At 60.2% G+C, this 13093-nt stretch carries 14 protein-coding genes and 2 pseudogenes; 4 read left to right on the top strand and 12 right to left on the bottom strand.

Annotated elements, in window-relative coordinates; translation table 11 throughout:
- A partial coding sequence (locus tag IVA80_RS29920) for a DUF736 domain-containing protein (RefSeq protein ID WP_247438244.1) occupies nt 1–298 on the top strand: 298 nt, incomplete at its 5' end.
- A 66-nt stretch (nt 299–364) separates the two neighbouring features.
- Here the strand turns inward: IVA80_RS29920 and IVA80_RS29915 are convergent.
- From IVA80_RS29915 to IVA80_RS29905, 3 genes and pseudogenes are all read right to left on the bottom strand, one after another.
- A pseudogene (locus IVA80_RS29915) lies at nt 365–1116 on the bottom strand (IS5 family transposase).
- A 231-nt stretch (nt 1117–1347) separates the two neighbouring features.
- Nucleotides 1348–1707 (bottom strand): annotated as a pseudogene (locus tag IVA80_RS29910) (VOC family protein).
- Nucleotides 1708–1997: 290 nt separating this feature from the next.
- On the bottom strand, nt 1998–2162 hold the full coding sequence (locus IVA80_RS29905; RefSeq protein ID WP_247438243.1) for a hypothetical protein: 165 nt from the start codon (nt 2160–2162) through the stop codon (nt 1998–2000).
- A 131-nt stretch (nt 2163–2293) separates the two neighbouring features.
- On the opposite strand from IVA80_RS29905, the gene IVA80_RS29900 reads away from it, so the two are divergent.
- Nucleotides 2294–2536, top strand: coding sequence for a hypothetical protein (locus tag IVA80_RS29900; RefSeq protein ID WP_247438241.1), 243 nt, complete (start codon nt 2294–2296; stop codon nt 2534–2536).
- 292 nt (nt 2537–2828) lie between these two features.
- Here IVA80_RS29900 and IVA80_RS29895 read toward each other — a convergent pair whose 3' ends face one another.
- The 3 genes from IVA80_RS29895 to IVA80_RS29885 are packed head-to-tail and all read right to left on the bottom strand — an operon-like array spanning nt 2829 to nt 4095.
- Nucleotides 2829–3251 carry an MAPEG family protein gene (locus IVA80_RS29895; protein ID WP_247438239.1) on the bottom strand — a complete coding sequence of 141 codons (423 nt, stop codon included), beginning with the start codon at nt 3249–3251 and terminating at the stop codon, nt 2829–2831.
- A 44-nt stretch (nt 3252–3295) separates the two neighbouring features.
- Nucleotides 3296–3781 carry an SRPBCC family protein gene (locus tag IVA80_RS29890; RefSeq protein ID WP_247438237.1) on the bottom strand — a complete coding sequence of 162 codons (486 nt, stop codon included), beginning with the start codon at nt 3779–3781 and terminating at the stop codon, nt 3296–3298.
- 2 nt (nt 3782–3783) lie between these two features.
- Complete coding sequence (locus tag IVA80_RS29885; RefSeq protein WP_247438235.1) at nt 3784–4095, bottom strand: metalloregulator ArsR/SmtB family transcription factor; 312 nt, start codon at nt 4093–4095, stop codon at nt 3784–3786.
- Nucleotides 4096–4391: 296 nt separating this feature from the next.
- Between IVA80_RS29885 and IVA80_RS29880 the strand changes: the two genes are divergently transcribed.
- Nucleotides 4392–4760 carry a hypothetical protein gene (locus IVA80_RS29880; RefSeq protein WP_247438233.1) on the top strand — a complete coding sequence of 123 codons (369 nt, stop codon included), beginning with the start codon at nt 4392–4394 and terminating at the stop codon, nt 4758–4760.
- A 429-nt stretch (nt 4761–5189) separates the two neighbouring features.
- Here IVA80_RS29880 and IVA80_RS29875 read toward each other — a convergent pair whose 3' ends face one another.
- The 6 genes from IVA80_RS29875 to IVA80_RS29850 form a co-directional block, all read right to left on the bottom strand.
- Entirely contained in the window at nt 5190–5642 is a 453-nt protein-coding gene (locus IVA80_RS29875; RefSeq protein WP_247438231.1) for a VOC family protein, read from the bottom strand.
- Nucleotides 5643–5663: 21 nt separating this feature from the next.
- A complete protein-coding gene (locus tag IVA80_RS29870; RefSeq protein WP_247438229.1) occupies nt 5664–7427 on the bottom strand; it encodes an MOSC and FAD-binding oxidoreductase domain-containing protein in 1764 nt (587 codons plus the stop codon).
- Between the two features lie 64 nt (nt 7428–7491).
- On the bottom strand, nt 7492–8355 hold the full coding sequence (locus IVA80_RS29865; protein ID WP_247438227.1) for a DUF427 domain-containing protein: 864 nt from the start codon (nt 8353–8355) through the stop codon (nt 7492–7494).
- A 9-nt stretch (nt 8356–8364) separates the two neighbouring features.
- Entirely contained in the window at nt 8365–9258 is an 894-nt protein-coding gene (locus tag IVA80_RS29860) for an alpha/beta hydrolase (RefSeq protein ID WP_247438225.1), read from the bottom strand.
- Nucleotides 9224–9880: a TMEM175 family protein gene (locus IVA80_RS29855; RefSeq protein WP_247438223.1), complete on the bottom strand. Its 657-nt coding sequence runs from the start codon at nt 9878–9880 to the stop codon at nt 9224–9226. The genes IVA80_RS29860 and IVA80_RS29855 overlap by 35 nt, the downstream gene beginning before the upstream one ends.
- 9 nt (nt 9881–9889) lie before the next feature.
- Nucleotides 9890–10777 (bottom strand): haloalkane dehalogenase, encoded by an 888-nt coding sequence (locus tag IVA80_RS29850; RefSeq protein ID WP_247438221.1) that lies wholly within the window; start codon nt 10775–10777, stop codon nt 9890–9892.
- 210 nt (nt 10778–10987) lie between these two features.
- Between IVA80_RS29850 and IVA80_RS29845 the strand changes: the two genes are divergently transcribed.
- Nucleotides 10988–12937: a transcriptional regulator gene (locus IVA80_RS29845; RefSeq protein ID WP_247438220.1), complete on the top strand. Its 1950-nt coding sequence runs from the start codon at nt 10988–10990 to the stop codon at nt 12935–12937.
- Nucleotides 12938–13093: the final 156 nt, after the last annotated feature.

Raw genomic sequence — 13093 nt, 5'->3', positions numbered from 1 at the left:
GAAGGTCGGCAACGATTTCCAGGGCGAGATCGTCACCCTGAGCCTGCAAGCCAAGGGCGTCCGTATCGTCGCCGAGACCAACCGATCCAACGACAACGCGCCCAGCCACCGCATCTACGTGGGCCGGGCGGAGATCGGGGCAGCCTGGTCGAAGCGCTCCGAGGAGAAGCGCGACTACCTCTCGCTCAAGCTCGACGACCCCTCCTTCAACGCGCCGATCTATGCGAACCTGTTCGACGACGAAGGCAGCGAGGGCTACACCCTGCTCTGGTCGCGGCCGCGCAAGAGCGGCGAGTAAGATCGCTCCATCAAACCCCGCCCGGTCCGCCGGGCGGGAGCTTCCCATTCTAGGGTCTGTTGGGATTCATCGGGAATTTATCACGGCTGCGGCCAGATGGATCATTGAGGCGAAGCTCTGATCGGTCTTGTCGGCGCGCATTGCGATGCGCTTGAATTCCTTGAGCTTGCCGAAGAAGTTTTCGATGAGATGCCGCCATTTGTACATCTCCTTGTCGATGGCGAGAGGCTGTGCGCGGCGCGGATGCTGGGAGATGACGACTTTGGCGCCACGCGCGTCGAGTTCGGCGATGATGGCGTTGCTATCGAAGGCCTTATCGGCGATCAGCGCGTCGAAGGCCAATCCCTCGATGAGCGGCGGCACGCCCACCGTATCGAAACGCTGTCCCGGCAGGAGCACGAAGCGCACGAGATTGCCGAGCGCATCCGTGAGCGCCAGAATTTTAGTGGTCATGCCGCCTTTCGAGCGGCCGATCGCTTGGCCTTGAGTCCCCCTTTTGCGCCCTGACCGTGGCGGTGGACTTTGACGATGGTGGCGTCGACCATGGCATATTCCATGTTGGGATCGTCGGAGACGGCCTCGAACAGCCGCTGCCAGACATCCGCCTTCACCCAGTCGCGAAAGCGCGTGAATGTGCTGTTCCAGTGGCCGAACATCGCCGGCAGATCACGCCAGGGACTGCCGGTTCGGGCGATCCACAGCACGGCCTCGACAAACAGTCGGTTGTCCTTGCCGCTGCGACCCGGAACTCCCGGTTTGCCAAGACAATGCGGCTCTATCTTCGCCCATTGGGCGTCAGTCAAAACGAATCGGTCCATCCCAAGCTTGAATCACAATCAGGCCCGGATGAGAATCCTGAATCCCAACAGACCCTAGTGCGCATCAGCCTGCGCAAGCTCGTCATGTATGGCACGTACCCATTAAGTGGCTGGCCGACTGGTGTCGGTTAACTCTCAGCAGCGGCTCAAGAACGGAACATTCTCCGAGGTCGCCATGGGCCATGAGCTGCCGCTACTAGCGATACGTAAGAGCAATCGTCTCAGTTAGAGCTATCGCGTCAGCTGCAAGACATCCCAGCGACTTCCATATAGATCATCAAAGACTGCAACCATTCCGTAGGGCTCGACGCGCGGCTCCTCCCGAAACGTGACGCCTTTGAGCGGTAGGCCTCATAGTCGCGCCAGAAGTCGTCAGTGTGCAGGAAGAGGAACACGCGCCTGCCAGTTTGATCACCAACCTGTTTCGCTTTGATCCACGGTAACCGCTTTCGCCAGTAGAGTACGGGTCTCTGGTGAGCCTGATGGAGCAATCAGGACGGACCCACCTTGCCGCTGCCGAGGTTGGTGTTCTCGACCTCCGGTGAAGTAGGAGATGGCTTCATCGTAGTCGCAAACAACAAAGGGAAACATATCCGATGTACCGTTGCATGGTGGGATCAGTCTACGCGCTTGGTCTTAGGCTCAACAAGTCACTTGCGGACTTCGGCCCGAGGACGCCAGTCATGGGCCAAGAGTAGACCTGCTAGTTCATTCATTTCAGGGAATTGGCCCCGCTGCCAGATACAGGATGTACCCAGCTGCGCAGGCAATCCAAAGATAAACCCCGGCGAGTAGCCAGTCGCGCTTGTTGTTCATTGGAGCGTCCTTTCGCAACATCGAAAAAGGCGCGCACGCAGTTCAGAAACTAATCGAAAAAACGTTCAATCGAATCGACCTCGACGAAGATACGCCTCTTCCGCAAGTTTAATCCAATCGGCAGCGAGCCGCAGCCAAGCTTCCTTGTCCTCCGGCTTCAGAGCTTCTGCTGCTTGTAGGCGGCATTCCTCGGCTTCGGCCCGGAATCGTTCGGCGTCTTCGCGGCTCATGACGCCAAAATTGAGCGAGCAGCCGGTGAGCCGTCCACTCCCTTCAAGGCAGCGCAAAGAGGCGTCAAAGTCCGCTTGGGGGCATGAACGCCGTTTTGGCGGCCAAGCCGTCACTTCGGAAGGACATGGTCATGATTGTGATCAAGCCTTGTCGTGCCTTCAGCCGTCGCTGCCTTGTCGATTGTCTTGCTGTGCGCCCCGGCAGCATCGCAAATCCCAATCGGCTCCTCCGCCACGCTTCCTGCCCGATGCGCCGAAACAGCTGGCAAAGCCGCACGGCTTGGAGCGGGGAACAAACACAACGGCGCCGCGCCGGACTGCGTCAACAACTCGAAGTCAGCCGCGCGCGCTTGCATACGCGCCAGCTTCTGTGATGGGGAGGATTGCTAGCCTGGAGAAGGGGGTCGGCGTCACCATTAACACTGATGATGTGCTTGTCTTTGGACAAAGCGTTCCCGAAGATTCGGCTTGCGGGTCTTGTCGATCCGGTGCCGCCTGCGCATCATTCACCGAAGATATAATCAGCTTAGGGTCAAAGGCGGGCCCTCAGCAGCTCGTCGGGTCCTGTTGGGGTCACCTTTGGAAGCAGACCTCGCGGCGCGCTCAGGTACGGTCAGGTCAGCTGCGGGCCAGGAGGGCACATTGCCGCTGCGGCCAGATGCCCAGCTAGGTAGGTAGGTGAATAGCGGCGACGGCGGTCGTCGCAATGAGAATGATTGTCACGAGGGCCCCTGACACATAGAGAATGGTTCTGACGCTGCCGCCTTTGGCCGCTTTGCCGCCGCGCAGATAGACCGCAACGTGGAGGAGACGAATTGCGACATAGACCCAGACGAGCGTGGCGAGCGTAAAGGCACTGACCCCTACCATCATGCCCAGGATTGCTGGGACACTAAAAGGCGGCAGTGCCTCCACCGTGTTCATATGGACGCGGTCAATTCGGTACAGCAAGTTGTCGTCGTCCGCCGGCAGGACAGGTCCGGAGAGTGCGCCGGCCCTGCCTTTGGACGATCCTGAATGAATCGCCAGAAAAATGGACAGGAGGCACAGGACAAGTACCCCGACAACACTAGGTGAGTAAGCTGCCATACGGCCCTCCGCAATTGCGAATCGGCGGATTGAATACGCGAACGTCAAGCCTCACGGGTAATCCGCTCGGCGAAGCGTTTCAGATAGAGCGGCCAACCCTGATCGCCCTCGACGCCGTCGCGCACGCCCTCCCAACCCTGCCCATGTCGTTCGAGGTGACGGTGCTCAAGCTCTAACCTCGTCCGGCTTGGCGTTTCGGCGATGAACCGTACCTCCCATTCACTTGTCTTGTCGGGATCGGTCTCGATTTGCCATCGTGGGCTGATGTCCCAGCTTAGGAGCACGCGATCAGGCGGTTCAAAAGCCAACACACGCGCCCAGCGGCATTCGCTGCCGTCGGCGCCACGATCATATACGTGACCGCCCACCCGAGGCTCAAACACCGTCTCTACGATGGGAACGGAGAGCAGATTGTGTTCACGTGGCTTGAAGCTGCCGAAGTCTTCCGTGAAGACCTTGAAGGCGCGCTCGATCGGCGCCTCGACCACGATCGATTGTTTGATGGACGCGGGCGATACACGTCTGCTCACTGCTAGTCCTCCCGTGATTTTTCGACGGCCATTTTGTACGCCGCCAGTGTGTTGCTCCAGAACCGGTCGAGCCAAGCGCGCATTTGGCCGAGCCCTGCCGGATCGATATGATAAACATTGCTGGCTCCCTTCGGCTCGGCGCGAACCAAGCGAGATTCGCGCAATACCTTGAGATGCTGGGAGACGGCTGACTGGGAGACGGTTAGCTCCCTAGTGATTTCAGCGACAGTGCGAGGCCGCGCCCCCACCAGTTCAAATATTCGTCTCCGGGTCGGATCCCCTAGAGCAGCCAACTGCACGCTATCTTTCGCCATGGCCGGCCGGCCTCCGCCCGCCACCGTTACGGGACCTTGCCGAAACTGCGACAGCAGTATCTCGCGAGAGAATAAGCCATAGCTAATGATTAGCATGAACTTATGATCGCGTCAATGTGCTGAGCGAGGCTTCTGACACAGGCGAACTTCAGCTGCGGGTCTGCCGTCGCGCAATTTCGTGGACAACACGCTCTCGGCGAGGCAGTAGTCCGCCGGAAGGCCGATGCTGACGCGGTACGGCCCGCCCCAACGCCTCGGGTCGCCGAGATTTCACCTGAATCAAACCTTGCGGCGACATGAGATATCTCGCGGCCTTGTTATTTGCTGCTTTACAGCTCCTCGGCTTCATCTTTCTCGCTGGTGCCGGCCACGGCTGGCTCGCGGGCGCGTTTAGTTGTCTACCGTTGGCCCCTATCTCATTCGCTGCTTGGTTCAACGCGCTCCGCGCCGACCCATCGCTTTCTATCTCCAATTACCTGCTCATCGCCGCTGGCCTGGTGCTCGCGGTTGCTGCCTTTGCAACGCGCCTGGAAGGCACGAGCCATTTCTTTGCCTACTGGCGGGTGCAAGGTACTTTAGCGGAAGCGATCATTGCTCTTCTTTACTTCAATTGGATATTCGCTTGCGGGCTGACTTGGTGGCGCAATCGAATGAGCAACTTGTGATCTAACCGGCCTTAGCTCCGGCGCATGACCCGTGCTCCTTGTGGCTCGGCAATCTGGACATCTAGCCCCCTCACAGCGGTCATCCCGCAAGCGTACGCCCGGACCACATCCGGTCGGCGGGATCAATGATCTCGAGCCAGGCTTAATCCAGCGGGCCACGGCTTCCCTGCCGTGGCGAGAAGGGAATCCGTCTGACAAACTGGCCCTCGAACGTCCGCTTCTCGGCTTCGCGCAAGCCACAGTGAGTGCCTTGCTCGAGGCCGCCGACGTGATCACTGGGCGTCAAAGCCTGCCCTCGGCCGCCTGCACGAGGGCCTTCTGCTCACCTCTCCTTACGCCGCCCAGAGGGGAGGTCAGCCATGGGGCCACAACCGGACATCTCGGCGTCAGCGACGGGCCACAGGCGACTGGCTGTAAGTCAAGGATCCCTTATGAATTGCGGTAACCCCGTTCTTGCAGCAGCCAACGATTGCCGTCCGGGTCGGAGAACTCGCAGAAGCTGGCGTAATCCTTGCGTGCGGGATCGAGGCCGGGCGAGAAACTGCCGTCCCATGCATCAATTGGAGTCTTGTGCCTGATGTGGCCGACGGCGACGCCGCGTTTGCTCAGTCGGCTGCGTGCGACCTCGATATCGTTCACGACGAGATGGATGTTTTGCACTGATCCGGCGGGGGCGGAGCTGATTGCCTTGCCGATCTGGATCGAACAGCCGGAGCCCGGCGGCGTGAGCTGCACCACGCGAAACGCCTCGTGCGGTGCATAGTCGATGTCAAGGGCGAAGCCGACTTGATCGACATAGAACCGAAGCGCGCGATCAACATCGCTCACCGGCAGGACGACTACCTCGACCGAGAAATTGATTGCTGTGCCGGTTGCTTTCATTGCGCTTCCGTCCGTCTAATTTCAAAGATCGATAACGACATCGCCTGTCGGCTGCGAACAGCAGATGAGCACGTTGCCTTCCGGCGGCATGTCTAGCGGTTGTAGTCCATAGGCAACCGCCCCCGAGATCAGGCCGCTTTCGCAGTTGTGGCAGACGCCGGTCCGGCACGACCACCGCACGGGGACGTCGCAGGCCTCGGCCAGCTCCAGAATGTTGCGATAGCCCGAAGCGTTCCAGCGCGCCGCGACGCCGCTGCGCGCGAACGAGACCAGTGGGCCAGTGCCGGCATCGTCCGCCGGCGGATGCGGCGCGCGGATTGTTGCGCTGACGATGCCGGGATTGAGCGGCTCGCCGCCGTTGAAGATCTCGATATGCTGCCGCTCCGGCGCAACGCCATAGGCGACAAGCGCTGCCTTCATGTCGGCCATGAAGCGATTGGGCCCGCAGAGATAGAAGTCGGCATCTTGCGGCATCCCGACCACATCGAACATTGATAGAGACAGGTGCCCGGCGGCGTCAAAGTCATCGCCCGGTCTGTCTTGCGCGCCGGGTTGGCTGTAGCAGACATAGAGGCGGCCCCGGGGAAGCGCGCGTATCAGGCGCCGGACTTCGGCGGCGAAGGGATGATGCTGCCGGTCACGCGCGGCATGCAGCCACAGGATCGGCCGCGGCGAGCGCGCCTCCGCCAGCGCCGACAGCATCGCCAGCACCGGCGTCGCGCCGATCCCGGCGCTGAGCAGCACCACGGGCTGCTCGCCGAATTGCAGGATGAAGCTGCCGCGCGGCGAACTGACCTCGACGAGATCGCCGGTTCGGACATGGTCGCGCAGATAGGTGCCGGCGGCGCCATCCGGCTCGATCTTGACGCTGATGCGATGGTATTCGGTCGACGGCGGACCAGATAGCGAGTAGCTGCGCAGCAGCGGCTGACAATCGCCCGCCGGCCGCAGCCGCAGCACGACATACTGGCCGGGTAGGGTCGACGGCAGCTTCCGGCCGTCCGGATCGCGCATCGTCAGCGAGAGGACATCGGCGGATTCCTGCTCGATCGCGGTGATCGCTAGCGGGTGAAATCCCGGCGCAACCGGATGCGCGGCCGATGCAGGCGCAAGCCCCGCATTGCCGCTTGCGTTGCCGGTCGCCTGGCCCTTGAGCAAGGCCTCCAACGACCAGCGCCATCCCGGCGAAAGCGCTCCGATCCGCAAGGCGCTCTCAAGGCGCTCGCGCGGATGCTCGGACGAATAGAGCAGGGCATTTATCTCGGCGACGGTCATGCGCTCGTCCGCCCCGCCGACCTTGACGATCGCGTCGCCGGCGCCGACCTCGCCTTCGGCGAGGACGCGGAAGTAAAAGCCCGGCCGTCCGCTCGAGGTCAGCAGGGCCGGCATCCGCGGCTCGCCGACCCGGATGCCCACGCGATAACAGGTCACCCGTGGCTGCGTGACCTCGAACAGCGCGCTGCCGATGCTGTAGCGGTCGCCGATGCACACGGCATCGTCCGACAGGCCTTCGATGGTGAAGTTCTCGCCGAACTGGCCGTGGACGAAGTCAGTGCGCTGCAACTGATCCTGCCAATGGCGATAGGATTCGATCTGGTAGACGAACACGGCGCGCATCTCCCCGCCATGACCGGCGAGGTCGCCCTGGCCGTCACCGGCAAGGTTGAGCCGACCGACCTTGCAGCGGCCCTGCACCGGATCCTTCCAGATCCCGGTATGCACCGTGCGGCCCCTCCACGCGATGTCGCGCGGCAGTCCGACATTCACCGACAGCAGTCGCGCCATATCCAGCTCCGCTTCAGATGGCTCAGCCTCGCGGCCCGCGGCGACCACGCGTTGCGCGCGTTTCTCACGCGCGGGCAAACTCTTCGACATCGAGGTTGCGGTCGGGACCGTGCGGCACCACCGACTGACCGGGCTCGAGATGAAGCTGAACGCCGTCCAACTGGACCGTGACGACGTCGGGCTCGAATGAGACCATGTTGGCGATGCGGCGCACCTCGAGATAGGGGTCGGGATACGACCAGGCCGCTTGCCGCGCGTCGCCGATGGAGAAGTAGCTGCAGAGCCCCTTGTAGGGGCAGAAGGTCTGCAGCTTGACCGGCACAAGCGCCGCTTCGTCGATGTCCTCGCGCGGAACGTACCAGCGCGGCGCGAAGCCGGACTCGTAAAGCACCAGCGGCCGCTTGGTGTCCGCGACGACGCGGTCGCTGTGGCGAACCACGAGATTGCGCGAAGCCTGGCGAATGTCGATGCGGTGGTAGGGATCGGCGGCGTGGCCGACGATCCTCTCGTCCTCCTCATAGAATGCATCCATCCCCCGCCATGCGAAGGCGATGCGCCCCTGCAGATCGCTAGCGTGGGCCGGCAGGTCGGTGTGCTGCCACGCTCCGCGCGCCGCAACGTGCTGCGCGTCGGCGCAGACGCTGTACCAGGAGGTAGCTCCGAGATCGGCATGCTGAGTGACCTGCTCGACGCGCTCGAGCACGCCCGGCGCGATATCGGCCTCAGGGAAGTAGGCGACCGGATAACGGGCCGGCTCGAACAGGAGCAGGACGTTTTCGCTGTCTGCGACCCAGGCGCCGCCGAAACGCACCCGCATCCGCCGCCGCTGCCGCTCGATGTAAAGCAATCGCTTCGGCAATGGTTCGGGCACGATGAATCGGCCGACCGCGCCCGGTGACAGCGGACCTTGTTGCCAGGACAATCCCATGAGTTTCTCCTAATGCTCGAGGCCCTGAGACATCTTATGTTGCCCCCCATGTTCACCCAAGAATTCGTTGATGGCTTTCGCGATTTCAGCGCAGTGCGTCTCCAGCGCGAAGTGGCCGGTGTCGAAGAACCGAACCGTTGCCTCCGGAATGTCGCGCTTGAATGCTTCGGCGCCGGCCGGGAGGAAGAATGGATCGTTCTTGCCCCACACCGCCAAGAATGGTGGCGTGTATGTCCGGAAATATCGTTGGAACGAGGGATACAGCGCGATATTGCTTTTATAGTCGCCGAGAAGGTCGAGCTGAATTTCATCTGCTCCGGGACGTGCCAAGTAGAAGTTGTCAAGATTCCGACCGTCCGGCGACACGATCGAAGGATCTGGCGCGCCCTGCGCGTACTGCCAAGCCGTCGTTTCGGGCGTGAGAAATGCGCGAAGCACTTCGCGGTTCGCTTGCGACGCGTTCTCCCAGTACGCCCGGATCGGGGCCCACCCATCACTGAGGCCCTCTTCGTAAGCATTCCCGTTCTGCGAGACGATCGCCGTGATCCGTTCTGGGCGTCGGACCGCCATTCGAAAGCCGGTGGGCGCACCGTAATCGAAAACGTAGAGAGCGAAGCGATCGAACTCGACGATCTCCGTAAAGCGCTCAATTACCCGAGCTATGTTCTCGAACGTGTAAAGAAACTTTTCTCGCTCCGGCATCTCGGATTGGCCGAAGCCGGGAAGGTCCGGCGCGATCACGTCGAATCTTTCGGCAAGGAGAGGAAGCAGATCGCGGAACATATGACTTGCGGTCGGAAAACCGTGCAAGAGCAGCAGCTTCGGCGCACCGACATTCCGCGCTTCGCGATAGAAGATACTGATGCCGCTAACTTCGACTGTCTTGTATCTGACCGGACTCATCAGACCCTCCTATTATCCGCGCTGGACTCAGGTAAACGAATAGACAAAGGCAGATCAGCGCCATGCCTGCGATCGGATAGCGGAGCGCTACAATTCCCGCGGCGGCGAACACCGCCAGCGTCGCAAACGAGCGGATACGCATCATCGATCGGGCTCTCGGCTCAACCTTGTGGGGGGCGGACCTATCCACGGCCTCCAAGCACAGCAATAGATAAGTCACATTCACTAGGAAAAAGTCGCCTGCGTAGAAGGCGACCGGCACGGCGCCCAATCGGGTGCTCGCGATCCAGGCGGTGGCGAAAGGGATCAACGAGACAGCGAACAGATGCGCGAAATTTGACCAAATTAGGCGTTGAGATGCCACATCAGGAAACCGCAAAAGGTGATGATGATTTACCCAAACGATTGCGATGAAGATGTAGCTGATTGTGTAGCTGATGGCCGTCGGCCATAATTCCAATAACGCTGCAAAGCTCGCCTCCCTTGGAGGGTGGAGTTCCAGAACGAGGATCGTGATGATCACGGCGAACACGCCATCGGAGAAGGCGTTCATCCTCTCGGGCGTCACTGCCGGTTCATTCACCATCGCGTCACCGCTAATCGCTCGCCGGAAAGTGGCCATCGATTCGTGTCAACCAAGCGTCTTCATCCAGGTTGCGATGGCGCTGCCGATCTCGTCGGGCGAGTCCTCCTGGACGAAGTGGATTCCCTTGACCGTCACTTCGGTCTGCCTGGGCAAGCTTTGAGCCAGTTCAAGAACCTTGGGACTTGCCAAGATTCCACCGGGCTCGGCCTTGATAAATAGCTTCGGTACGCTGCTTGATTTCAGCCAGTCAGCATAAGCGTCCACTATTGCAGTTACGTCGGCAGGATCGCCTTCGATAGGGATCTCTCGGGGGAAGGTCAGCGTCGGCCGTCGACCCTCGCCAGGTCGGGCAAATGGCCGTCGGTATTCTGCCATCTCCTCTTCCGAGAGTTTGCGCAGTATAGCCCCCGGCAAGATCTTCTCGACGAAGAAGTTGTCTTGCAGGACCATCTGCTCGCCAGCCTCGGAGCGCAACGCTTGCAAGACCGAGCGCATTCCAAATTTGTCCCAGTGGTCCCAATACTGCCTTCCTAATATGGCCTCCATATACGCGATACCCTTCACGGCATCGCGGTGGTTATTCGCCCAGTCGAAGCCGAGGGCCGACCCCCAGTCATGGATGATAAGAAGCACGCGCTGGCGCACGTTCAGCGCCTCGAGCAGAGCTTCGAGGTGACGGCGGTGCTCGACGAAGCGATAGGAATCACGCCCACTGGAAGGCAACTTTTCGGAATCGCCCATCCCGATCAAATCGGGGACGATGCAACGTCCCAGCGGCTCGAGATAGGGTATCACATTCCGCCAAAGATAGGATGACGTGGGATTGCCGTGCAGGAACACGATCGGATCGCCATTCCCAACTTCAACGTACGCCATCTCATGGCCCAGGATACTCCGGCGCTTTTTTTCGTAAGGGAACCCTGCGGATATCATGACTGCTTCTCCGGATGAGTTCCGGGCTGCTGCTGCCCGCCGTGCGAAGTGAAAAACATGCGGAACGTTCATCTTCCTGCCATGGCAGGGCTGTGTTAGCTTGCCGCCAGCCAAAAAAACGTCCGATGCTCCCTGCCGTACACGGCCATCGTTGGAGCGAGCGTTGGAGTAATCGTGGAAATGGCAAGTCTGTCGGCGGATCGGGTGCTGTTGCTGGGGCCACTGCAGGTCATCCAGAATGGTGTCCCTTTGAACCAGCCGCCTTCCCGCAAAGTGCGGGCCCTCCTCGGTTACCTGGCGATGGCGCCTCGGCCTGTCTCCCGCGAAAAGTTATGCGATTTGCTTTGGGACGTCGCGGACGACCCCCGAAGCGAGTTGCGCTGGTGCCTTTCCAAGCTCCGCGCGCTCCTTGACCGGCCAACGGCGAACCGGATTGTCGCCGACCGATATGAGGTCTGGATCGATAGCGGTTCGCTGGACGTGGACGCCCAGTTGGTCGCGCGACGTGCGCAAAAGACGCTGACCGACTCTTCACCGGGCGAGCTTCGGTCGCTGTTGGAGTTGTTCAGGGGGGACTTTCTCGAGGGCCTGTCTGTCGACGGAGCTCCATCGTTCGAAAACTGGCTCGCCGGCCAGCGGCACCGCTTCAGTCAGATGCGCCAACAGCTTCTCGAACGGCTCAGTTCGGTCCTACCGCCGGAGAGCGACGATCGTATCGAATTCCTGCGAGAATGCATGGAAGTGGCCCCGTTCGACGAAGCGGTTCACCTCGAACTTGTTCGCTCGCTTCTCCGCCGTGGCCTGTATGAGGAGGCCCAGCGCCAAATCAACGCATCCGTAACACGCTTTCGGATCGAAGGCATCGACTCGGGATCACTCAAGGAAGCTTTCGCGGCAGCACGACGAGTTATGTCGAAGCCGGACGTCGTGAGCTTAGTCGACACCCCTCGCTTAGATGCTATTTCAAACTCACCGGCAACGAACGCGCGGGGGCCTGCGCTGCTTTTGCTCCCTTTCACAGCAGCCCCGGAATGCAAAGCGGATGCCAATAGCATCACTAGCGACATCATCTTTGGCTTTTCGAAATTGCGAAGTTTTAGCGTTATTGCTCAAGGAACGGCTTTGTCGCTCCGGAGCTTGACGCCCGGAACGGCTGCCGCTCTGGTGAATGCTCAATATGTGTCATCCGGCCATTTGCGACGCGACGGAAAAGGTTATGTTGTTTCAGTGGAGCTAATCGACCCCAAGACTGATCGTATCTTTTGGGTCGATGAGTTCAGGTGCAATGCTGAGGAGTCGTTTGCGGCACCTCCCTTGTTGGCCGCGCGCATCATCGCGGGTCTCGATGCCGAGATTCATGTTATTGAGCGAAACCGCGCGCTGCTTGTCCCACCGGCCTCTCTCGATGCGTGGCAAGCGTATCATCGGGGTCTTGCCAGCATGTCTCGCTTTACAAGCGACAGCAATCGCGAAGCCCAGTCCTTCTTCAAAAAGGCGATCGCTATCGATCCGACTTTCTCGAGAAGCTACGCTGGATTGTCCTTCACGCATTTTCACAATGCATTTCATTTGAACGTGCGTGAATCCGAACGCGAGATCGCTTTAGCATTCGAAGCGGGGGGAGAAGCAGTTTTGGCGGATCCCAGCGACCCGGCCGCACATTGCGCACTCGGTCGAGCGCAATGGCTCGCGTACGCCCACGATGACGCCATCCGGGACCTTAATCAATCCGTTCGATTGAGTCCCAACTATGCTTTTGCCCACTATTCCCTTGCGTTCGTGCAAGCTCAGACGGGTGATCCCAGGAACGCGATAGACGCCGCCGACATCGCAGCTCGTCTCAGCCCATTCGATCCGATGATGTTTGGGACACATAGGGTGCGGACGTTCGCATTGCTTCGTCTGGGCAAAGTTGAAGAGGCGGCTCGATGTGCCAAATTTGTCGGGCAAAGTGCCGGCGATCATGTTCATGCGCATGCCGTGTCGGCGCTGACGCTTGCGGCAGCCGGACGCCTAGACGAAGCTCGCGCAGAGCGTCGACGCATCAGCGACTTACGGCCGGATTATAGCTTTAGGCAATTCAAAGAGGTGCTTCACATGCTCGACGATCTTACGGATATTTACAAGAAGGCCGCAAGGCTGCTTGAAATACCTGAGTAAGTCAAAATGCCTGCTGGGCAAAATCTGACGTGACGTTCGTTGTTTTCCGTGGCTCTACCACTTTCCTCCTATCCCATTAGGCTCGTCTTTTCGGAACCCGTCACTTGATTGTCGACTGCCGACCTGCACGTTGCGCTTCGGCAATGCGTGATCGAA

The organism is Bradyrhizobium sp. 139 (assembly GCF_023074175.1).
In the GTDB taxonomy this organism is placed as follows: domain Bacteria; phylum Pseudomonadota; class Alphaproteobacteria; order Rhizobiales; family Xanthobacteraceae; genus Bradyrhizobium.
The sequence above is the reverse complement of the archived record's forward strand: the minus strand, read 5'-3'. Positions and strand labels throughout refer to the sequence as shown.

Coding starts and splice junctions, on each gene's coding strand:
- IVA80_RS29905 (WP_247438243.1), bottom strand. CDS start 2,162: ATGAGCCGCGAAGACGCCGAACGATTCCGGGCCGAAGCCGAGGAATGC.
- IVA80_RS29900 (WP_247438241.1), top strand. CDS start 2,294: ATGATTGTGATCAAGCCTTGTCGTGCCTTCAGCCGTCGCTGCCTTGTC.
- IVA80_RS29895 (WP_247438239.1), bottom strand. CDS start 3,251: ATGGCAGCTTACTCACCTAGTGTTGTCGGGGTACTTGTCCTGTGCCTC.
- IVA80_RS29885 (WP_247438235.1), bottom strand. CDS start 4,095: ATGGCGAAAGATAGCGTGCAGTTGGCTGCTCTAGGGGATCCGACCCGG.
- IVA80_RS29880 (WP_247438233.1), top strand. CDS start 4,392: ATGAGATATCTCGCGGCCTTGTTATTTGCTGCTTTACAGCTCCTCGGC.
- IVA80_RS29875 (WP_247438231.1), bottom strand. CDS start 5,642: ATGAAAGCAACCGGCACAGCAATCAATTTCTCGGTCGAGGTAGTCGTC.
- IVA80_RS29870 (WP_247438229.1), bottom strand. CDS start 7,427: ATGGCGCGACTGCTGTCGGTGAATGTCGGACTGCCGCGCGACATCGCG.
- IVA80_RS29865 (WP_247438227.1), bottom strand. CDS start 8,355: ATGGGATTGTCCTGGCAACAAGGTCCGCTGTCACCGGGCGCGGTCGGC.
- IVA80_RS29860 (WP_247438225.1), bottom strand. CDS start 9,258: ATGAGTCCGGTCAGATACAAGACAGTCGAAGTTAGCGGCATCAGTATC.
- IVA80_RS29855 (WP_247438223.1), bottom strand. CDS start 9,880: ATGGCCACTTTCCGGCGAGCGATTAGCGGTGACGCGATGGTGAATGAA.
- IVA80_RS29850 (WP_247438221.1), bottom strand. CDS start 10,777: ATGATATCCGCAGGGTTCCCTTACGAAAAAAAGCGCCGGAGTATCCTG.